Consider the following 21,349-nt stretch of genomic DNA (forward strand, 5'->3'; position numbering starts at 1 on the left):
GCACGGCGCGTGGCCTACCCTTCGCAGGTTGTTTCCCCCCGCTGGAGTTCCGCATGTCCGTTCCCGCCTTTGGCCTGGGTACCTTCCGCCTGAAGGGCCAGACCGTCATCGACTCGGTGCGCGCTGCACTCGACGTCGGCTACCGTGCCATCGACACCGCGCAGATCTACGGCAATGAAGCCGAGGTCGGCCAGGCCATCACCGAATCGGGCGTGCCGCGCGATGAGATCTACCTGACCACCAAGGTATGGATCAGCGAATTCAAGCGCGATGCGCTGCTGGCCAGCCTGCGCACCAGCCTGCAGAAGCTGCGCACCGACCGCGTCGACCTGGCATTGATCCACTGGCCCTCGCCCAACGACACGGTGGACGTGCCGATGGAGGACTACCTGCCGGCCCTGGCCGAGGCCAAGGCACTGGGCCTGACCCGGGCCATCGGCATCTCCAACTTCACCATCGCCCAGACCCGCAAGGCAGTGGGCATTCTCGGCACCGGTGCGATCGCCACCAACCAGATCGAAGTGCACCCGTACCTGCAGAACCGCCTGCTGGCGCCGTTCCTGAAGGAACAGGGCATCCACGTGACCGCCTACATGAGCCTGGCCTACGGTGAAGTGGTCAAGGACCCGGTGCTGCAGTCCATCGCCGGCCGCCACCAGGCCACCCCGGCGCAGGTCGCGCTGGCGTGGGCGCTGCAGCAGGGCTATTCGGTGATTCCGTCCTCGACCAAGCGCGAGAACCTGTCCAGCAACCTGGAAGCGGCGGGCCTGCGCCTGACCGAGGAAGACATGGCACAGATCGCCCGGCTCGATCGCGGCCATCGCCTGGCCAACCCGGAGGGCATCGCCCCGGCCTGGGATTGATCGACCGTTGCAGCACCGCACGGCCCGCGCGGTGGAAACGCCGCCGGGCCCTGCCTGGCCAGTTCCTCAGGGATGCAGCAGCCACCCGCGCAGCGCGGCACTGACCTCTTCGGGCTTTTCCATCGGTGCCAGGTGCCCGCAATCGGGCAGCACCACCAGCTGCGAATGCGGCACCAGCCCGTGCATCTCCTCGCTGATCGCCAGCGGCGTGATGCGGTCGTTGGCCCCGCACACGATCAGCAGCGGGTCGCGGTAACCGGCCAGCACGTCGTGGCCATCCACCCGTTCCAGCGCGCTCTGCCGCAGGAACACCCCGGCGCCGAGTCGGCTGGTCATGTCACGCACGCGCTGTACCAGCACATAGTCATCCAGCCGCGAGGCATCGATGTAGCTGCGCATCAGCGCATCGCCGAACCCGTTGAACCTGCCCGGCAGGCGCACGCTGGCCTGCTGCGAACGGCGCTGCGCGGCGCGTTCGGGCGAATCGGCATGGATCGAGGTATCCACCAGGGCCAGCTGCAGCACCCGCTCCGGCGCGATGCGCAGGATGTGCTGGGCCACGAAGCCGCCCAGCGAGAAACCCGCCAGCGCGAACCGTGCCGGCGCCTGTGCCAGCACGTCCTCGGCGACGGCCTGCATCGTGCTGCCCCGGGTCTGGTCGCCCACGATGCACTGGGCAACATCGGCCAGATCAGCCAGCTGCGCGCGCCACAGCTCGGCATCGTTGAGCAGGCCGGGCAACAACAGCAGGGGAATGCGGTCGGTCATGGCACTATTGTCGCGCCGCGGGGCACCTGCGGCCATACGGTGGCCGGTCCGATGTGTTGCGCGTCCGGGTGTCCTGCACGCACGGCACCTCCTGCCACCGATGCATTGGCTGACCCTCGACATGGAACTGGACGATCATGGCAGACCCCTACAACAGCGGCATTCCTACTCCCCCGGCCCTGCGCTTTGATGACTCGATGGTCACCACGGCGTTCGAACTGCCCGGCTACCGCGTCGCGCGCAACCTGGGCGTGGTGCGCGGCATCACCGTGCGCTCGCGTTCGATCGTCGGCAACTTCCTCGGCGGCATCCAGACCCTGTTCGGCGGCAACATCACCATCTACACCGAGCTGTGCGAGCAGGCGCGCGAGGAAACCTACCGCGACATGGTCAAGCACGCGCGCGTGCTGGGCGCCAATGCCATCATCGGCATGCGCTACGACGCCACCGATGTGATGACCGGGCTGACCGAAGTGCTGTGCTACGGCACGGCCGTGGTGGTGGAACCCGCGCGTTGATCCCGCGGCCGGGCACGGCCCGGCCGCGACCACTGGGGCGCCGGGTCAGGTGACCGGAGGCAGCCCGGGCACATCAACGTCCTGCACCGGCAAGGTCACCACCATCACGGTCGGGTCGTCCGGATCCAGCTTCGTCGTGAAGCCCAGGCTCTGGCACATGGCCAGCATGGTGCTGTTCTCGCGCAGCACCTGGCCTTCCACCACATCCAGGCCGAGCCATTTCGCGTACTCGATCATGATGGTCATCAGGCGCCAGCCGATGCCATGGCCCTTCAGGTCCGAACGGATCAGGATGCCGTACTCGCCACGCTGGTAATCGGCATCGGCATGCAGGCGCACCGCGCCGAGCATGTCGCCGTTGCGCGGGTCGATGGCCACCAGGGCGATGGAGCGGGCGTAGTCGAGCTGGGTCAGGCGGGCGATGAATTCATGGCTGAAGTGCTTGACCGACTGGAAGAAGCGCAGGCGCAGGTCTTCATCGCTGACCCGGGCGAAGAACGCGCGGAACAGGGCATCGTCCTCCGGGCGCACCGGGCGCACGAACGCACGGCTGCCATCGGACAGCTGCAGCGTGCGTTCCCACTCCTTCGGGTAAGGGAACACGGCAAAGCGGGGATGGCCACGGCCCTTGTGCAGCATGCGCGAGGGCGCCACGGCTACGCGGGCATCCAGCGCCAGGATGCCATCGCGGTCGACCAGCAGCGGGTTGATGTCCAGCGTGCGCACTTCGGGAATATCGGCGGCCAGCTGTGCCAGCTTCACCAGGGCCAGCGCGACGGCGCGTTCGTCGGCCGCCGGCACATCGCCGTAGGCCTTGAGGATGCGCGAGACGCGGGTCTGGCCGATCAGCTCATGGGCCAGGCGCAGGTCCAGCGGTGGCAACGCCAGCGCCTTGTCATTGATGACCTCCACGGCCGTACCGCCGCGCCCGAACACCACCACCGGGCCGAAGGTCGCATCGTCGGCAATGCCGGCGATCAATTCGCGGGCCTTCGGGCGGACGATGGTCGGCTGCACCAGCAGGCCATCGATGCGCGCGTCCGGGCGGCGCTCGCGGGCACGGGCCAGGATGCCGTTGGCGGCGGCCTGGACCGCCGGCAGCGTGGCCAGGTTCAGGCGCACGCCATCGACTTCGGACTTGTGCGGGATGTCCGGCGACAGGATCTTCAGCGCCACCGTGGCGCCCTGCTCCAGCAGCGGCTGGGCAAGGTCCATGGCCTCGTGCGCATCGCGCGCGTGCAGCACCGGCGCCGAAGCGATGCCGTAGGCCTCCAGCAACGCATGGGTGGCCAGCGGGTCCAGCCAGCGCTGGCCATTGGCCAGTGCGGCGTCCACCAGCGCACGCACCGCGGCGGTGTCCACCACGAAATCCTGGGGCAGGCTGGGTGGCGTTTCCATCAACGCGTTCTGCGCGTCGCGGTAGCGCACCAGGTGCTGGAACCCGCGCACGGCTTCGGCTTCGGTGGGATAGGTCGGCACGCGCGCGGCGTTCAACGTGGCCGTGGCCTGGTCATCGTTGCCCAGCCACACCGCGAACACCGGCTTGTCGCGATGGTGGCGCGGGCGCAGGCCCAGCGTACGGGTCAGCGCCTGCGCGGCATCGGCCGAGGAGGTGAAGGCGGTCGGCACGTTGACCACCATCACCGCATCGTTCTCGTTGTCGGCCAGCAGGGCTTCGATGGCGGCAGCGTAACGCTCACCATCGGCATCGACCACGATGTCCACCGGGTTGCTGCGCGACCAGCCCTGCGGCAGCACCGCATCCAGCTGGCGCACCGTGTCCGGCGACAGCTGGGCCAGCGTGCCGCGCAGCGCCGCCAGCTGGTCCACCGCCAGGCGACCAACGCCGCCACCGTTGCTGAGGATCGCCAGGCGCCGGCCGGGGAAGGTGCCCAGCCGGCCCAGGGTCTCGGCCGCCGTGAACAGTTCGTCCAGTGCGCTGACCCGCAGCAGGCCGGCACGGTTGAAGGCCGCGCCGTACACATCATCGGCCCGTGCCAGCGCCTGCACATGGGTGTCATTGCCCGGCACGATGCGCTCGGCACGGCCGGATTTGACCACCACCACCGGCTTGGCGCGCGCGGCGGCACGCGCGGCGGACATGAACTTGCGCGCATCCTTGATCTGTTCCACGTACAGCAGGATGGCGCGGGTGCGGTAGTCGGTGGCGAAGTAGTCGAGCAGGTCACCGAAGTCCACGTCCAGCGTATCGCCCAGCGACACCACGGCGGAGAAGCCCACCGAGCGTGCCACGCCCCATTCCACCAGCGCGGCGGCGATCGCCGAGGATTCGGAAACCAGCGCCAGGTCGCCGGCCTGCGGGAAGTGGGCGGCGATGCTGGCATTGAGCCGCGCATGGGGCGCGATCACGCCCAGGCAGTGTGGGCCGAGGATGCGCAGGCCGTTGGCACGGGCCGCTGCTTCCACCTGCGCCGACAGTGAGCCCGGGCCCTCGCCCAGGTGCGCGGTGAGGATGATGGCGGCCTGCACGCCACGCTCGGCGGCGGTGCGCACCACCTGCGGCACGATCGCGGCCGGGGCGGTGATCACCACCAGGTCCGGCACCCAGTCCAGGTCCTTCAGGCGCTTGACGGTGCGGATGCCATCGATTTCGGCGTGGCGCGGGTTGATCCACGCCACCTTGCCGGGAAAGCCGGTGGCGCGCAGGTTGCGCATCACCGCGCGGCCCGCCGAACGCTCGCGCGGGCTGCCGCCGATCACCGCGACCGATTGCGGGCGGAACACGGATTGCAGGTGGTAGGTGCTCATGCCGCTACGGTACACGCACCGGCGGCCGTGGCGCATGATCCCCGGCAACGTCAGGCCCCGTGGACGGGCCTGCCGTTACAGCAAGGTCCCGTGCAGGATCATCGCGGCGATGCTGAAGTAGATCACCAGGCCGGTCACGTCCACCAGCGTGGCCACGAATGGCGCCGAGGCACTGGCCGGATCGAAGCCCAGCCGCTTGAGGATGAACGGCAGCATCGAGCCGGACAGCGAGCCGAAGGTCACGATGCCCACCAGCGCGGCCGCCACGGTCACGGCCAGCAGCACCCAGTGCTGGCCGTAGTCGTGCAGGCCGCCCAGCTGCCAGATGACGATGCGCACCATCGCCAGGGTGCCCAGGATGGCGCCGAGCACCATGCCGGTCGGCACCTCGCGCAGGGCCACCTTCCACCAGTCGCGCAGGCGCAGTTCGCGCAGGGCCAGGCTGCGGATCAGCAACGAGGTGGCCTGCGAGCCGGAATTGCCGCCCGAGCTCATGATCAGCGGAATGAACAACGTCAGCACCACCGCGCGCGCCAGTTCATCCTCGTAGTGCTGCATCGCGCTGGCGGTCAGCATTTCGCCGATGAACAGCACGCTCAGCCAGCCAGCGCGCTTGCGCAGCATCTCCAGGAAGCCGATCTGCATGTACGGCTTGTCCAGCGCCTCCATGCCACCGAACTTGTGCGCGTCCTCGGTGGATTCCTCGATCAGTGCATCGAGGATGTCGTCCACGGTGACGATGCCCAGCATGCGCAGCTGCGCGTCCACCACCGGGATGGCCAGCAGGTCGTGGCGGCGGATCAGCTGCGCCACTTCTTCCTGGTCCAGCAGCGCATCGACGGTCACCGGCGGATTGACCTGCGCCACGTCCAGGATGGATTCCTCGGGCAGGCCGGTGATCAACCGGCGCATGGTCACCACCTGCTGCAGCTGCTGGGTGGCCGGGTCGAGCACGTAGATGGCGTACACGGTTTCGCGGGTGCGCTCGACCTGGCGGATGTGCTGCAGGGTCTGGGCGACGGTCCAGGTGGCCGGCACGCTGACGTACTCGGTGGTCATCAGTGCGCCGGCGGTGTTGGGCGGGTAGCCCAGCAGCTTCTGGATGGCCGTGCGCGCCTCGGCGCCGAGCAGCGGAATCAACCGTGCGCGCTCGTCTTCGTCCAGTTCGTGCACGATGTCGGTGGCGCGGTCATCGGCCATCAGGCCCAGCAGGGCCGCAGCGCGCGACGGCGGCAGCGCGGCGACCAGTTCACCGGCATGATGCAGCTCCGGCGCTTCGAGCATCTTCACCGCACGCGGCAACGGCAGCGCGGCCAGGGTATCGGCGGCGCGCTCGCGTTCGAGGGTGTTGAGGTACTCCACCGCATCGGCGGTGTTGAAGTTGGCCAGGGGTGCGGCCAGGGCCGCGGCGTCGGCCACCGGACGCAGCATTTGCTTCTGGTTCATCGTGATCCGCCTTGGTGCGTGGGGTGCGACATCGCAACGCCAACGCAGGCGGACCGTCCCTGTCAGGCGGTCGCCATCGCTGGCGTCGAACGAGGTCGACTTCTACTGTCGCTGGACATGGGTTGGGGAACTCCGGCTGGGTGTACTGGCGGACGTGCCGACAGCGGCGGGCAGTCTGGACCTGCGGCCGTGCGACGTCAACCCTTGCCCGGCAAGGGCTGGCGCCATGCAGGGCACGGCCATGCAACGCCCTGCACGGCATCGCGCGCATAATGGCCCGGCGGCCCTCGCCGGCTTTCACTTCCCCACCCCCATACGGATGCACTGCGGGCCGGACCCCGACAGCATGAGCGGATATTTCCATGCATAGCGGCGGTCTTGAACTGGCCCTGGTGCTGCTGCTGGCGGCGGTGATCGCCGTACCGGTGTTCCGCAAGCTCGGCTTCGGCGCGGTGCTGGCCTACCTGGCCGCAGGCGTGGTGCTGGGGCCGGACGGGCTGGGCTTCGTGCAGGACGCCGAGCGCATCCTGGGCGCGGCCGAGACCGGCGTGGTCATGCTGCTGTTCGTGATCGGGCTGGAGCTTTCGCCGGCACGCCTGAAGGTCATGCGGCGCTCGGTGTTCGGTGCCGGTGCGCTGCAGGTGGCCCTGTCCGGCGTGGTGCTGAGCAGCCTGTTGATGCTCGATCACTTCCAATGGAAGAGCGCGCTGGTGGTGGGCGTGGCGCTGGCGCTGTCGTCCACGGCGGTGGGCCTGCAGCTGCTGTCCGAGCACAAGGCGATCAACAGCGACCACGGGCGGCTGGGCTTTGCCATCCTGCTGTTCCAGGACCTGATCGCCATTCCGCTGCTGGCGGCGATCCCGCTGCTGGGCGGGTCGAAGAACGAAACCCTGCGCCTGGAAGATGCCGCGGTGGCGCTGGGCGCGCTGGCGCTGGTGATCCTGTGCGGGCGGCCGGTGCTGCGCCGCCTGTTCGGCGTCATTGCCCGTACCCGCAGCCCCGAAGCGTTCACCGCCTCGGCATTGCTGGTGGTACTGGGCACGGCCTGGTTCATGCAGCAGGCGGGGCTGAGCGCCAGTCTGGGCGCCTTCCTGGCCGGCGTGCTGCTGTCCGATTCGGAATACCGCCACGAACTGGAAGCCCAGATCGAGCCGTTCAAAGGCCTGCTGCTGGGGCTGTTCTTCATCGCCGTGGGCATGGGCATCGACCTCAACCGCATCGCCGCCGAACCGTGGCTGATCGCCACCGGTGTGGTGGTGCTGCTGGTGGTCAAGTTCAGCCTGCTGTACGGCATCGGCCGGCTGGCCAAGCTGACGCCGCGCCATGCCCTGCTGCTGGGCAGCGTGCTGTGGCTGGGCGGCGAATTCGCCTTCGTGGTGTTCAACGAGGCCCAGCGCGTGCACCTGCTGGGCGATGCGAACCATGACCGGCTGGTGGCGGTGGTCGGCCTGTCGATGGCGGTCACGCCGCTGCTGATGCTCGCGCTGATGCGCCTGCTCGGGCGCGAGCCGGCACCGCAGCGCACCGCGCCGGAGGCCGACACGGTGGCACCGGACAACCAGCCCAAGGTGCTGATCGCCGGCATGGGCCGTTTCGGCCAGGTGATCGCGCGCCTGCTGACCGCACAGAAGGTGCCGTTCGTCGCCCTGGAGGCGAATCCGGACACGGTGGCCGACCTGCGCCGCTTCGGCAACCAGCTGTATTACGGCGATCCCACCAAGCCGGAAATGCTGCGTGCCGCCGGCGGCGAGAACATCCGTGTGTTCGTGATCACCCTGGACGACCCCGAATCGAACCTGCGCGCGGTGCGCATGGTGCGCCGCCACTATCCCGATGCGGTGGTGCTGGCCCGTGCGCGCAACCGCCAGCATGCCTGGCGCTTGATGGACATGTCCGCCGAGCCTTTCCGCGAGGTGTTCGGCACCAGCCTGACGCTGAGCGGGCGCGTGCTGACTGCGCTGGGCGTGCCCGAAGACGTGGCCAAGCGCCATGTGCAGCGCTTCCGCGAGCATGACGAGAAACTGCTGCGCGACCAGTACCTGGTGTATGACGACGAGGCCAAGGTCATCCAGACCTCGCGCGATGCCCGCAACGACCTGATGCACCTGTTCGAGGCCGATGCGGAACGCAAGGACGAGTAGAGCCACGCCATGCGTGGCTGATCGTGCGCCGAATCAAAAGCATCCACGCATGGCGTGGATCTACCGAAGGCGAACCGGCCTACGGTGCGCCGTGCATGGCGTGGATCTACGGGTTGTCGCGCAGGAACCGTGCCATCGAGGACACGCCGGGCACGCGCGGTTCGAATTCGCCGGCCACGTCGATGAAGCCACGCATCACCGCGATCTCGCGCGGGCTGCGGTTGAGGCCATCGCGCACGTCCGGGTCGGCACCGGCACGCATCAGGCGCTGCACCAGCAGCGGCAACCCATGCAGGGCCGCCAGGTGCAGCGGGCCGAAGCCGCGCGGGTCGCGCACGTCCAGCGACACGTCCTCGTCCAGCAGGCGTTCCACCGCCGCCAGCACGACCTGCTCATCGCAGGCAGTGCCCGGCTCGGCACGCGCGCCCAACAGCAGCAGCAGCGGTGTCACCGCGCCCGCCGCCGCCTGGTCCGGCTCGGCGCCGGCCAGCAGCAGGGTATCCAGCAGGGCCAGCAGGCGCGAACGGTCACGCGCACTGAATCCATACAGCGCTGCGCAGTGCAGCGGGCCCAGCTGCTGGGCATCACCGGCATGCACGTTGGCGCCGGCCGTGAGCAGGCGCGCGACGATGTCCGGCAGGCCCAGCGCCGCCGCCAGCATCAGCACGGTCACGCCACCGGGCAGGCGGTGTTCCAGCTGCGCACCGGCATCGAGCAGCGCCGACACGATATCCACCTGGCGCATGCTGACCGCCGCCGACAGCGGCGTGGCACCACTGGCCGCAGCATGCTGCGGGTTGGCGCCCCGCGCCAGCAGCAGGTCGGCCACCGCCAGGTGCCCGCCACCGGCCGCGCGCAGCAATGCCGTGCAGCCCTGGGCATCGACCGCATCGACGGCAAAGCCCAGGTCGATCAAGCGGCGGACCGCATCCACGTCACCGGCGGTGGCGGCCGAGGGCAGGTCGGATTCACGCAGGGTGCGGCGCGGCAGCGGCCACACCCGCCAGTCCAGCCAGTCAGCCAGGTCGCGGCGGCCGATCGACAGGGCCACGCCCAGCGGCGTCTGGCCATCGGCCGCGCGTGCTTCCGGTGAGGCGCCGTGCTGCACCAGCAGCTTCAGCGCGCCTTCGCGGGCCAACGCGGTGGCCAGGTGCAGGGCGGTCATGCCATGGCTGTCACGCGCTTCACGGTCCACGCCCACGGCAAGCAGCGCCTGCTGCAGGCGCAGCCAGCCCAGGCGGACGGCCAGCGACAGCGGCGGATCCCCTGCCGGCGACGGTGCGAAGGGATCGGCGCCGCGTTCCAGCAGTTCCAGCGCGCGCTGTTCCAGCCCACGCGCCGCCTGGTCGTGCTGCGCACAGGCCGCCAGGAAGCGGGCCAGGCCCCCCCGGCCGGCCGGCGAAATGCCACGGTCCAGCAGGGCCTGCAGGGCCGGCACCGCGTCGATGCCGCGCGAGAGCAGCGCGAACATCGGGGTGTCATCGCAGGCATCGCGCACGTAGGGGTCGGCACCGTGCGCCAGCAGCCACTGCACGGCGTGGGCATCCAGCGCCAGTTCCGGTTCGTGCAGCAGCCCGCCCAGTTCGGCCGGCTGGCACAGGCGCGCCAACGCGGCCATGCCATCGGTATTGCCGAAGCCCAACGCCTCGCGCAGCAGCGCCAGCGGCGGGCGGTCGGGCAGCAGCGGGCTGCCGCTGGCCGCGTCACCACGCTCGGCCAGGCCGTCGCTGACCGCCGCCGGCAACGGGTACGCCGGGTCCAGCAACGAGACGATGGCCCAGCGGCCGGCTTCGGCGGCGTAGTCCACCGCACGGCGGCCCAGCGGATCGCCCGCATCGGCGGCGATGCCCAGGTCCAGCAGGCGCTTGACCAGCAGCGGCGAGACATCCTCGGCCATGGCCGCCAGCAGGACCGCGTTGCGGCCTTCGCCATCCACCGCCGCCAGGTCCGGCTGGTGCGGCAGCAGGTGTTCGATCACCGCCGCACGCCCGGCGCGGGCGGCTTCCAGCAACGGGGTGCGGCCCAGCGCATCGCGTGCTTCCAGGTTGGCACCGGCCGCCAGCAGGGTGGCGATGATGTCCACGTGGCCGGCCAGTGCGGCCTCATGCAGGGCGCTGCGGCGCTGCCGGTCGCGGGCATCGGCACGGGCCTTGTGCTTGAGCAGCAGCTGCACGCCGGCCGGATCGTCGTCTTCGGTGGCGGCGGCGGCCAGCAGCACCGGCGTGCCTTCGGCCGGCTCGGTGCGGGCACCGCGTTCGAGCAGGAAGCGGGCCAGGCGCCAGTTGCCGACCTGGCAGGCCACCGCCAACGGCGACCAGCCTTCCCGGTTGAGCGCATCCACCTCGGCGGCGGCGTCGCGCAGCAGCGCCGCCACGCCCGGGTCGGAACTGCGCGCGGCATGGTGCAGCGGCGTGTTGCCGTCGCCATCGGTGGCCCGCGAATCGGCACCGTTGGCCAGCAGGGTCATCACCGCTTCGGGCCGGCCATGCCAGCTGTCACGGGTAGCGGCCAGCAGCGGGGTCATGCCCCGGTGCGGTGCATTGACGTTGACGCCACGCCCGATCAGCTCGCGCAGCAGGCGCAGGTCGGGCAGCACCGCGGCCAGCACCGCCAGGGCGCGCTGGTCGCGCCAGTGGGTCTCCGGCAGCGCATGCGGATCGGCACCGGCCTGCAGCAGCTGCAGCGCACGGTCGATGCGGCCCTGCCGTGCTGCTTCGTACAGCGCCGGGGTCAGTTCCTGCGGTGCCATGCCCTCCAGCGGGGCCAGTTCGACCGGTGCCGGCTCGCCATCGGCGCCGAACACCGGCGCATGTGCGTTGCGCAGCGATGCACGCACTGCCACCAGGGGGGCCGGCTGCACCCGCTGCAGCACCAGATGCAGCAGGGGGGACAGCAGCACCACGGCCGCCACGGCGGGCCAGTGCAGCGCGTCCGGCAGCAGGCCGGGCCACGCCGGCAGCACCACCAGCGCGGCCAGCGCCATCACCAGCGCGGCCACGCCCAGCCCACGCCATGCGCCCAGGTCACGGCCGGCCAGGGCCTGCCAATGCTGGCCCAGCGTGCCATCCAGGCGTTCGACATCGTTCCACAACGGCCAGGTGCGCCAGGCCGCCAGCAGGCCGGCGCTGACCAGCACGCTCAGGCCCAGCACTGCCGCCAGGCTGCCACTGTCGCGCAGCGCCGCCAGCGGCCAGGCCAGCAGCACGGCCAGCAGCAACGGGCCGGACACCCACAGCACCAGCAGCGCCGGCACATCCTGGCGGGCAACCAGCGGCAGCGGCCGCAGCGCGCGGCTGTGCCGCCACCACGAAGTACCCAGGGCATAGGCCGGCTGGGCCAGCGCGGCCAGCACGGCACCCGGCCATCCCCCCACGGCCGAACCCAGCGCCAGCAGGGCACCCAGGGCCAGGGCGGCGCCGGGCAGGCGCGGACGCGGGGACTCAATCATTGTGGCGCGGCATCAGGCTTTTCACCGACGGCGGCACCTGCAGGTAATAGCCGCGCTCGGCCAGCTCGGCGCGCACGCGCACCGGATCGGCCTGGGCCAGGCGGCGGTTGTCGTCCAGGGTCAGCTCCAGCACGAACTGCAGCGCCCCCAGCGACGCCGACAACGGCGCGGGCAGCGCCTCGAAGTCGTCGCGCCGGGCGAGGAAGACGTAGGTATCAGGCTTGCGTTGGCTTTTATAGACGTAGGCGTGCATGTCCGCGGGACAATAACCCGGGAAGAGACATGATTGTGTCGGAAAGCCGACACCGGGAAAAGCCGTCATGCCACGTATTGGCGCGTACGACGGCATTTTCCTGCACGGGGTTCATCTATGTCGTCGGCGCGTTCAGCGTGCCGCCGCCTCAGTGATAACCCGCGTCGGCCCGCACTTTGCCGCGGAACACGCGATACGACCACGCGGTGTAGCCCAGGATCACCGGCAGCAGCGCGACCAGGCCGACTAGGCTGAAACCCAGCGAGGAGGCCGGTGCGGCGGCCTGCCACAGCGTCATCGAGGGCGGCAGCAGGTACGGCCACATGCCCAGCACCAGCCCGGCGAAGCCCAGCAGGAACAACCCCAGCGTGAGCAGGAACGGGGGCAGGTCGCGGCGCGGGTGCATCGTGCTGCGCCACAGCGCGGCGGCCACCAGCAGGGTCAGCACCGGCACCGGCGACAGCCACCAGAAGTTGCCATCGCTGAACCAGCGCGCCATCAGCCGCGAATCCAGGAACGGCAACCAACTGCTGACCAGGCCCATCACCGCGATCACCGCCACCACCAGCGGCCGGGTCAGCTGCCGCGCCAGGGCCTGCACCGGGCCTTCGGTCTTCAGGATCAGCCAGGTGCTGCCCAGCAGGGCGTAGCCGGCCACCAGCGCCGCGCCGGTCAGCATCGCGAACGGGCTGAACCACCCGAACGCGCCGCCCTGGTAGGCACCGTCGACCAGTGGCAGCCCCTGCACCAGCGTGCCCAGGATCACCCCCTGGGCGAAAGTGGCCAGCAGCGAGCCCAGGGCGAAGGCCACGCTCCACAGCCGCCGCGAGCGGTGGGCCTTGAAGCGGAACTCGAAGGCCACGCCACGGAACACCAGCGCCATCACCAGCAGCAGCACCGGCAGGTACAGCGCCGACAGCAGCACCGCGTAGGCCTTGGGGAAGGCGGCCAGCAGGCCGGCACCGCCCAGCACCAGCCAGGTTTCATTGCCGTCCCAGATCGGCGCGGCGGTGTTCATCATCAGGTCGCGCTCTTCCTCGCTGTGCGCGAACGGCGTGAGCAGGCCAATGCCCAGCACGAAGCCATCCAGCACCACGTACATCAGCACGCCGAAGCCGATCACCGCGAACCACGCCACCGGCAGCCAGGTCGTCAGTTCCATGTCAGCGCTCCTCCAGCGGTTCGTCAGCCGCCGACAGCGGCCGGGCCGGGGTGTGGCCGCCGCCATCGAGCGACGGCCCGTGCGGCTGCGGGTCGGGGCCGTGGCGCAGGATCTTCACCAGGTACCAGATGCCCCAGCCGAACACGAAGGCATAGCCCACCACGTAGACGGCCAACGACAGCGCGGTCATCCACGCGCTCTGCGGCCCGACCGCATCGGCCGTGCGCAGCACGCCGTACACCACCCACGGCTGGCGGCCCATCTCGGTGACGAACCAGCCCGACAGCAGCGCGATGAAGCCCGCCGGCAGCATCAGGTTCCAGCCACGCAGCAGCCATGGCGAGGTAAGCAGCCGCTTCCGCCACAGGGCCCACGCCGAGACCCAGGCCAGCAGCAGCATCGCCGTGCCCAGCCCGACCATGATGCGGAAGGCGAAGAACACCGGTGCCACCGGTGGCCGCTCGCTGGCCGGCACCGAGGTCAACGGATCGATGGTGCCGTCCAGCGTGTGGGTCAGGATCACGCTGCCCGCACGCGGAATCGCCACCTCGAAATCGTTGCGTTCCTGGCGTTCGTTGGGCAGTCCGAACACCACCAGTGGCAGGCCCTGCCCCGGCGCGCTCTCATGCCAGTGGCCCTCCATCGCCGCGACCTTCATCGGCTGGTGCTTGAGCGTGTTCAGGCCATGCATGTCGCCCACGAAGATCTGCAGCGGCAGGGTGATGGCCGCGAACACCACGGCGGCGACCAGCATGCGCCGCCCCGCTTCCACGTGCGTGCCACGGCGCAGGTACCAGGCACCGACGCCCCCGATCACGAAGCAGGTGGTGATGAACGAACCCAGCGCCATGTGCGCCAGGCGGTACGGGAAGGACGGGTTGAACACCACCTGCCACCAGTCCACCGGGTGCATGATGCCATCGACCATCTCGAAGCCGGCCGGCGTGTGCAGCCAGCTGTTGGAGGCCAGGATCCAGAACGTGGAGAACAGCGTGCCCAGCGCCACCATGCAGGTGGAGAAGAAGTGCAGGCGCGGCGAGACCTTGCCCCAGCCGAACATCATCACGCCCAGGAAGCTGGCTTCCAGGAAGAACGCGGTGAGCACTTCGTAGGTCAGCAGCGGGCCGATGACCGTGCCGGCCACTTCGCTCAGCCGTGGCCAGTTGGTGCCGAACTGGAAGGCCATGACGATGCCGCTGACCACGCCCATGCCGAAGGACACGGCGAAGATCTTCTGCCAGAAGAAATACAGCGCGCGCCAGACCGGGTCACGCGTGCGCAGCCAGCGCCATTCGGTGAACGCCAGCCAGCTGGCCGTGCCGATGGTGAAGGCAGGGAACAGGACATGGAAACTGATGACGAATCCGAACTGGATCCGCGACAACAACAACGCGTCCAAGGGACGCCTCCTGCCAGGTGCCGGTGGGGATACCGGACCACTTTAGGAAGATATCGGCGTGCCGGGATGCGACGTGGTGTCGCGCTGCTTCACTTGGTCGCAGGCAGGCGTGAAGGCCGCCGGGCATGGCCCGGCGCCAGCGGCGCGGATGATCGTGCGCGGAATCAAATGCATCCACGCATGGCGTGGATGGGGCCTTCCCGGCACGGCCCGGCAGCTACGGTCAGTGCCAGAAATACCAGGCGGCCGCACCCAGCAGCGCGCCCAGCAGCAGCACCTGCACCAGCACGTACACCACGCCGTTGTCGCGCGTCTCCGCCTGCAGCCGCTGCTGCACGGCCTCGCTCACATCCAGCACCGGCACCTGCTGTTCCTGCTCGCGCAGCGCCTGCGACAGCGCGCGCGCGTCGGCATCGCGGGGGGCGTTGGGTTCGCTCACAGCAGCTCTCCGGCGGTGGCGTGCCGCGTCAGTTCCTGCTTCAGGACCTGGCGCGCACGGTACAGATGGCTCTTGATGGTACCGCGCGCCAGCCCGGTCACCTGTTCAATCTCCGCCAGATCGAAATCCTCCAGGTAGTGCAGGCCCACGATCAGGCGCTGCGGCGCGGTCAGCCGCTCCAGCGCCGCGTTCAGCTGGCGGCCCGCCTGCAGTGCTTCGCTCAACGCCACCGGGCCGGGGCCCTCGTCGCCGATGCCAAGCTCCTCGGGCACCGCCACCGCCACCATCCACTGCGCTTCCAGCCGGCGACGGCGCAGGTACTGCAGTGCCGTCGTGTACGCCACTCGTGATACCCATGTCCGCAGCGAGGATTCAAAGCGGAACCGGTGCAGCTGGCGGTACACCGCCAGGAAGGTTTCCTGCAGCAGGTCGGCCACCTGGTCACGGTCGCCGACCATCCGCCCGATCACGTGCGCACAGGTGCGCTGGTGCTGGGCCACCAGCCGGGTGAACGCGTCCTGCGAACCGGAGGTGATCGCCAGCACCAGCGCGCGGTCATCCCCACCCTCCACGACCGGCGCGGGTGGGTCCCCACGCCCGGCCGCCGGCCCTGGGCGCCGCAGTACCGCCAGTGCCTCCCCCAGCAGGCTCATCCGTGACGTTCCCCCTGTCCTGATGGCAGACCGTGGCTCAACGGGCGCCGGCAGGGCGGGCCAGGCGCCAGGCCAGCAGCTGGCCCAGGCCGAAGCTGCCGGTCAGCGCGGCGGCGGCGCCAAAGCTCAGGTCACGCGCCCCCATGGCTTCCAGCAGGCCCATCGCCAGGGCCAGGCTGAGCAGGCTGATGCCCCAGCGCAGTGCCCCCTGGCGGCGGCGTTCTTCTTCCAGCAACGCCAGCGAGCGGATCACCTCTTCCGGCACATGCGGTGCCACCAGCTTGCCGCGGGCGCGCGCGTCGGCCAGCGCATGGATCGAATAGGCGATGCAGATGAAGAGGGAAATCGGGATGAGTTCCTGCATGGTCGTGCTCCTTTGAGGTGGATGATGCGGGTTCATGACATTGGATGCGCGGGCAGGCGGACCGGTTGCAGCGGCAGCGCCACTTTGCCGAAGCGGGCTGGCATGACCTGTGGCCCAGCCCGTGGCCGGACCGGGCTGCTACCCTTGCCCGGTTACCCTTCCTGGTGCTGTCCGCCCATGTCCCGAGTGCTGCCCCTTTCCCTCCTGCTGTCAGCGGTGCTGGCCGCACCGGCCGCGCATGCCGCGCCTACACCGATCACCATCGAACAGGCCATGGCCGACCCGGACTGGATCGGTCCGCCGGTGGAAAAGGCCTGGTGGTCGTGGAACAGCCAGCAGGTGGAATACCAGCTCAAGCGCACCGGCAGCCCGGTCCGCGACACCTTCCGCCAGCCGATCGCCGGTGGCACCGCCGCCCAGGTGGCCGACGACCAGCGCGGCACCCTGGACGTGGCCGACCCGGTCTATGACCGCACCCGCACCCGCATGGCCTTCGTGCGCAACGGCGACGTGTTCGTGCGCGACCTGCGCAGCGGTGCCCTGTCCCAGCTGACCCGCAGCAACGAGCGCGCGGCCGGCGTGGATTTTGCCGCCGATGGCGGCGTGATCTGGCGCATCGGCCAGGCCTGGTTCCATGCCGCGCCGAACGGTGCGGTGGCGCAGGTGGCGGTGCTGAAGGCCGAGAAGGACCCGGCCGCCAAGCCCAAGGACGACCTGCTGCGCGACCAGCAGCTGCGTACCCTGGAAACCCTGCGCCGTGACCGCGACCAGCGCGAAGCGCTGAAGGACCAGGACCAGCGCTGGCGCCAGGCCGACCCGACCCGCGCACCGGGCCCGGTCTACCTGGGCGCCGATGTGGCCATCGTCAGCAGCGTGCTCAGCCCGGACCTGACCCACCTGATCGTGGTGACCAAGCCGAAGGATTTCGACGAGGGCCGTACCAGCAAGATGCCGCTGTACGTGACCGAATCGGGCTATGAGGAAACCGAGGACACCCGTACCCGCGTCGGCCGCAACGATCCCGAACCGCACACCCTGTGGCGCGTGGACGCGCGCAGCGGCAAGGTCGAGAAGATCGCGCTGGACAGCCTGCCGGGCATCGGCACCGACCCGCTGGCCGAGCTGCGCCGCAAGGCCGGCAAGGACGCGCTCAAGGGCAACCGCCCGCTGGAAGTGATGAGCGACTTCATGGGCGGTGGCATCCGCTGGAGCGCCGATGGCCAGCAGGTGGCGATCATGCTGCGCGCCAACGACAACAAGGACCGCTGGATCATCAGCGTCGGTGCGGCCGACGGCCGTGTGCAGAACCGCCACCGGCTGACCGACAACGCCTGGATCAACTGGGGCTTCAACGATTTCGGCTGGATGGCCGATGGCCGCACGCTGTGGCTGCTCTCCGAGGAATCGGGCTTCTCGCACCTGTACACCCAGGCCGGCGGCAGCAAGCCGCAGGCGCTGACCAGCGGCAAGTGGGAAACCTCCGCGCCGGTGCTGTCGGCCGATGGCAAGGGCTTCTACTTCCTGTGCAACCAGCAGGCCCCGCATGACTACGAAGTCTGCGCGGTGGACGTGGCCAGCCGCCAGGTGCGCGAGCTGACCGACCTCAACGGCGTGGAGGATTTCTCGCTTTCGCCCAACGGCCAGCAGCTGCTGGTGCGCTATTCCGGCGCCTACCTGCCGCCGCAGCTGGCCGTGCTGCCGGCCGCCGGTGGCCAGGCCCGCGTGCTGACCGACACCCGCACCGCCGAATACAAGGCGCGCCAGTGGGTGCAGCCGAAGCTGGTGGCCGTGCCGTCCAAGCACGGTGCCGGCGTGGTCTGGGCCAAGTACTACGAACCCGAGCACAAGGAACCGGGGAAGAAGTACCCGATCGTGATGTTCGTGCACGGTGCCGGCTACCTGCAGAACGTGCACCAGCGCTATCCGGCCTACTTTCGCGAGCAGATGTTCCACAACCTGCTGGTGCAGAAGGGCTACATCGTGCTGGACATGGATTACCGCGGCAGCGAGGGCTACGGCCGCGACTGGCGCACGGCGATCTACCGCAACATGGGCCACCCGGAGCTGGAGGATTACCAGGACGGCCTGGACTGGCTGGTGCAGACCCAGCAGGGTGACCGTGACCACGCCGGCATCTACGGCGGCTCCTACGGTGGTTTCATGACCTTCATGGCGCTGTTCCGTGCCCCGGGCACCTTCAAGGCCGGTGCCGCGCTGCGCCCGGTGCTGGACTGGCACAACTACAACCACGGGTACACCGCCAACATCCTCAACACCCCGGACATCGACCCGGAGGCGTACCGCACCTCGTCGCCCATCGAGTACGTGCAGAACCTGCAGGACAACCTGCTGATCGCCCACGGCATGATGGATGACAACGTGTTCTTCCAGGACTCGGTGCACCTGACCCAGCGCCTGATCGAGCTGCACAAGGACAACTGGTCCATCGCCCCGTACCCGCTGGAGCGCCATGGCTACGTGCGTGCCGATTCCTGGCTGGACCAGTACAAGCGCATCCTGAAGCTGTTCGAGACCACGCTGAAGTGATGCCGGCCGGCGCCGCCACGATCCGCATCGTGGCGGCCGTCGTCGAGGACGGCCAGGGCCGCGTGCTGGTGGTCCGCAAGCACGGGGCCACCTGCTTCATCCAGCCCGGCGGCAAACCCGATCCAGGCGAAGCACCGCTGCAGGCGCTGGCCCGCGAACTGCACGAAGAACTGGGCGTGCGCCTGCTGACGGCATCGGCACGCCCGCTGGGCACGTTCGAGGACTGGGCGGTGAACGAGCCCGGCCAGCGCGTCAGCGCCCAGGTGTGGCAGGTGCGGGTGGACGGCGAACCCTGCGCCCGCGCGGAGATCGCCGAACTGGCCTGGGTACCGCTGCTGCCGCCCCATGGCCGGCCGCTGGCGCCGCTGAGCGAACACCACATCCTGCCTGCGGCGCGGACCCTGTCCGGCGGCGCGTGAGCCGCCAGCGCTTGGCACTCCCGCCCGCACCGCCTATCCTGCGCCCCGGCTTCCCCGAGGACAGCGGATGTCTGCGCCCCCCCATCCTGCTGGTATCGCCCACAACCTGGTGCGCCCACTGGCCCTGGCCGCGACCCTGGTCGGTGCCGCGCTGACGCTGTGCAGCCTCGCTGCAGCCCTGATGGCATGGGGGTTCCAGGGCGGCGACAGATGGCAGGAGCTGGTCACGCTGGGGCAGGCCGGGAACTGGCCCGGCAGTGCGATGTGGCCACTGTCACACCTGTTCCCGTTGAGCCTGTGGACAGTGCTGCTGTGCCTGCTGTCCACGCTGTCCAGCTGGGGGATGTACCGCTGGCGGCGCTGGGGCCTGTGGAGCTTCGTGGTCCTGCTGGTACTGGGCATCGTGTTCAACTTCGCCGCAGCTTGGTGGGTCGATGACCTGCTGGCCCGCTTCGGCGCCCTGCTGGATGACCCGCGGCAGGCCGGCCAGCTACAGGTGCAGCGCGTGGTGGCCGGCCTGGCCCTGTATGGCGGCGCCGTGCTGATGCTGTTGCTGCAGGGCTGGCTGGCCTGGCGCCTGCTGCGGCCGGATGTGCGCCGCCTGTTCCATTGATCGCCGCTGCGCGGGCGTACCTGTTCCCCCACTGCAGGGGCATGCAGGCCCTGCGGTAAAGTAGGCGCCATGAACGATTTCGAGCGCGTACGTAGCTACCTCACCGGCCTGCAGGATCGCATCTGCGCGTCCATCGAATCTCTCGATGGCCAGGCCCGCTTCCGCGAAGATCTGTGGCAGCGGGCCGAGGGGGGCGGCGGGCGTACCCGCGTGCTGCGCGACGGCGCGGTGTTCGAGCAGGCCGGCATCGGCTTCTCCGATGTGTCCGGCAGCCGCCTGCCGCCGTCGGCCTCGGCCAACCGGCCTGAGCTGGCCGGCGCCTCCTGGCGCGCCACCGGCGTTTCGCTGGTGTTCCATCCGCTCAGCCCCTACGTGCCGACCACCCACGCCAACGTGCGCTTCTTCCAGGCCCAGCGCGATGGCGAGGTGGTGGCCAGCTGGTTCGGCGGCGGTTTCGACCTGACCCCCTTCTACCCGCAGGACGAGGACGTGCGGCACTGGCACCAGGTCGCGCACGACCTGTGCGCGCCGTTCGGGCCCGAGCGCTACCCGGCACACAAGCGCTGGTGCGATGAATACTTCTTCCTGCGCCACCGCAATGAAACGCGCGGCGTGGGCGGCCTGTTCTTCGACGACCTGCACGGTGATTTCGAACGCGATTTCGACTACCTGCGCGCGGTGGGCGACGGCTTCCTGCAGGCGTACCTGCCGATCGTGGCGCGCCGCAAGGACACGCCCTACGGCGAGCGCGAGCGCGAGTTCCAGCTGTACCGCCGGGGCCGCTATGTGGAGTTCAACCTGGTCTATGACCGCGGCACGCTGTTCGGCCTGCAGAGCGGCGGCCGCAGCGAGAGCATCCTGATGAGCCTGCCGCCGCGCGTACGCTGGGAGTACGGCTTCACCCCGGACGCCGGCAGTGCCGAGGCGCGACTGGCCGATTACCTGGTGCCGCGCGACTGGGTGTAGCCCCCGCGCGGGGGCGGTACCGTGCCGTCTGGCGGCGCGCTACCGCTTGGTAATGATGGTGATGTGGCCGTTGGTTTCCAGCAGCGCCAGCTGGACGTCCTCCACGCCCCGGCAATCCTGCTGCCGCAGCGCCGCCTCGACATCGGCGCGGGTGACCTGCTCGCGCCGCAGCACGGCCTCCAGCAGGCGCCCATCGCGGGCGATCACCACCGGCTCGCCTTCGATCAGCCGTTCCATGCGGTTGCTGCGCGTGGTCAGCCAGCCCACGCCATAGTTGAGCAGGATGAGGGTGGCCGCCAACAGCAGGCCGCCCCCCAGCGACGTGTCCTGGCCCAGCAGCGCGTTCTGCACCGCATTGCCCAGCAGCACGATCAGCAGCACGTCGAACGGCGTGATCTGCCCCAGCGGGCGCTTGCCGCTCAGCCGCACCATGCCCAGCACCACCACGTACACCACCACCGCGCGCAGGATGAATTCCCACCACGGCATCGCCAGCGTGAACAGATCGGACATGAACGCGGGTCCCGGGGAGTCGCAGGCAGCCTCGCGCACGACCCCGGCAAGCGCAAGCCCTCCAGGGG

The 21,349-nt window shown here is 69.7% G+C and carries 18 protein-coding genes; 7 read left to right on the top strand and 11 right to left on the bottom strand.

Annotated elements, in window-relative coordinates; all coding sequences use genetic code 11:
• Nucleotides 1-53 precede the first annotated feature (53 nt).
• Entirely contained in the window at nt 54-863 is an 810-nt protein-coding gene (dkgB, locus tag Q9R17_RS07655; protein ID WP_308157826.1) for a 2,5-didehydrogluconate reductase DkgB, read from the top strand.
• A 66-nt stretch (nt 864-929) separates the two neighbouring features.
• Here the strand turns inward: dkgB and Q9R17_RS07660 are convergent, their stop codons facing one another.
• A complete protein-coding gene (locus Q9R17_RS07660; RefSeq protein WP_308157827.1) occupies nt 930-1,631 on the bottom strand; it encodes an alpha/beta hydrolase in 702 nt (233 codons plus the stop codon).
• 137 nt (nt 1,632-1,768) lie between these two features.
• Between Q9R17_RS07660 and Q9R17_RS07665 the strand changes: the two genes are divergently transcribed.
• Nucleotides 1,769-2,149 carry a YbjQ family protein gene (locus Q9R17_RS07665; protein ID WP_308157828.1) on the top strand — a complete coding sequence of 127 codons (381 nt, stop codon included), beginning with the start codon at nt 1,769-1,771 and terminating at the stop codon, nt 2,147-2,149.
• 45 nt (nt 2,150-2,194) lie between these two features.
• On the opposite strand, the gene Q9R17_RS07670 is transcribed toward Q9R17_RS07665, so the two are convergent.
• Complete coding sequence (locus Q9R17_RS07670; RefSeq protein ID WP_308157829.1) at nt 2,195-4,918, bottom strand: bifunctional acetate--CoA ligase family protein/GNAT family N-acetyltransferase; 2,724 nt, start codon at nt 4,916-4,918, stop codon at nt 2,195-2,197.
• A 75-nt stretch (nt 4,919-4,993) separates the two neighbouring features.
• Nucleotides 4,994-6,364: a magnesium transporter gene (gene mgtE / locus Q9R17_RS07675; RefSeq protein ID WP_308157830.1), complete on the bottom strand. Its 1,371-nt coding sequence runs from the start codon at nt 6,362-6,364 to the stop codon at nt 4,994-4,996.
• A gap of 362 nt (nt 6,365-6,726) precedes the next feature.
• Between mgtE and Q9R17_RS07680 the strand changes: the two genes are divergently transcribed.
• Entirely contained in the window at nt 6,727-8,505 is a 1,779-nt protein-coding gene (locus Q9R17_RS07680) for a monovalent cation:proton antiporter-2 (CPA2) family protein (protein ID WP_308157831.1), read from the top strand.
• A 106-nt stretch (nt 8,506-8,611) separates the two neighbouring features.
• Here Q9R17_RS07680 and Q9R17_RS07685 read toward each other — a convergent pair whose 3' ends face one another.
• From Q9R17_RS07685 to Q9R17_RS07715, 7 genes are all read right to left on the bottom strand, one after another.
• Entirely contained in the window at nt 8,612-11,953 is a 3,342-nt protein-coding gene (locus Q9R17_RS07685; RefSeq protein WP_308157832.1) for an ankyrin repeat domain-containing protein, read from the bottom strand.
• Complete coding sequence (locus Q9R17_RS07690; RefSeq protein WP_308157833.1) at nt 11,946-12,206, bottom strand: YcgL domain-containing protein; 261 nt, start codon at nt 12,204-12,206, stop codon at nt 11,946-11,948. Before Q9R17_RS07690 ends, Q9R17_RS07685 begins: the two co-directional genes overlap by 8 nt.
• A 148-nt stretch (nt 12,207-12,354) precedes the next feature.
• On the bottom strand, nt 12,355-13,368 hold the full coding sequence (gene cydB / locus Q9R17_RS07695) for a cytochrome d ubiquinol oxidase subunit II (protein ID WP_308157834.1): 1,014 nt from the start codon (nt 13,366-13,368) through the stop codon (nt 12,355-12,357).
• Nucleotide 13,369: 1 nt separating this feature from the next.
• Nucleotides 13,370-14,767 carry a cytochrome ubiquinol oxidase subunit I gene (locus Q9R17_RS07700; protein ID WP_308157835.1) on the bottom strand — a complete coding sequence of 466 codons (1,398 nt, stop codon included), beginning with the start codon at nt 14,765-14,767 and terminating at the stop codon, nt 13,370-13,372.
• Nucleotides 14,768-14,990: 223 nt separating this feature from the next.
• Nucleotides 14,991-15,206 carry a hypothetical protein gene (locus Q9R17_RS07705; protein WP_308157836.1) on the bottom strand — a complete coding sequence of 72 codons (216 nt, stop codon included), beginning with the start codon at nt 15,204-15,206 and terminating at the stop codon, nt 14,991-14,993.
• Nucleotides 15,203-15,859, bottom strand: coding sequence for a sigma-70 family RNA polymerase sigma factor (locus Q9R17_RS07710; protein WP_308157837.1), 657 nt, complete (start codon nt 15,857-15,859; stop codon nt 15,203-15,205). Before Q9R17_RS07710 ends, Q9R17_RS07705 begins: the two co-directional genes overlap by 4 nt.
• Nucleotides 15,860-15,896: 37 nt before the next feature.
• Nucleotides 15,897-16,223: a hypothetical protein gene (locus tag Q9R17_RS07715; RefSeq protein WP_308157838.1), complete on the bottom strand. Its 327-nt coding sequence runs from the start codon at nt 16,221-16,223 to the stop codon at nt 15,897-15,899.
• 177 nt (nt 16,224-16,400) lie between these two features.
• Here Q9R17_RS07715 and Q9R17_RS07720 point away from each other — a divergent pair, with 177 nt between their 5' ends.
• The 4 genes from Q9R17_RS07720 to hemF all read left to right on the top strand — a co-directional run bounded on the left by Q9R17_RS07720 (nt 16,401) and on the right by hemF (nt 20,768).
• Nucleotides 16,401-18,770: a S9 family peptidase gene (locus Q9R17_RS07720; RefSeq protein ID WP_308157839.1), complete on the top strand. Its 2,370-nt coding sequence runs from the start codon at nt 16,401-16,403 to the stop codon at nt 18,768-18,770.
• On the top strand, nt 18,770-19,189 hold the full coding sequence (locus tag Q9R17_RS07725) for an NUDIX domain-containing protein (RefSeq protein WP_308157840.1): 420 nt from the start codon (nt 18,770-18,772) through the stop codon (nt 19,187-19,189). Before Q9R17_RS07720 ends, Q9R17_RS07725 begins: the two co-directional genes overlap by 1 nt.
• 67 nt (nt 19,190-19,256) lie before the next feature.
• On the top strand, nt 19,257-19,802 hold the full coding sequence (locus tag Q9R17_RS07730) for a hypothetical protein (RefSeq protein ID WP_308157841.1): 546 nt from the start codon (nt 19,257-19,259) through the stop codon (nt 19,800-19,802).
• Between the two features lie 69 nt (nt 19,803-19,871).
• The gene (gene hemF / locus Q9R17_RS07735; protein ID WP_308157842.1) at nt 19,872-20,768 is read left to right on the top strand and encodes an oxygen-dependent coproporphyrinogen oxidase; all 897 of its coding nucleotides are present in this window, start codon (nt 19,872-19,874) and stop codon (nt 20,766-20,768) included.
• A 39-nt stretch (nt 20,769-20,807) separates the two neighbouring features.
• On the opposite strand, the gene Q9R17_RS07740 is transcribed toward hemF, so the two are convergent.
• On the bottom strand, nt 20,808-21,281 hold the full coding sequence (locus Q9R17_RS07740; protein ID WP_308157843.1) for a YetF domain-containing protein: 474 nt from the start codon (nt 21,279-21,281) through the stop codon (nt 20,808-20,810).
• Between the last annotated feature and the right edge of the window lie 68 nt (nt 21,282-21,349).

The sequence above is a fragment of the Stenotrophomonas sp. 24(2023) genome (genome assembly GCF_030913365.1).
In the GTDB taxonomy this organism is placed as follows: Bacteria; Pseudomonadota; Gammaproteobacteria; order Xanthomonadales; family Xanthomonadaceae; genus Stenotrophomonas.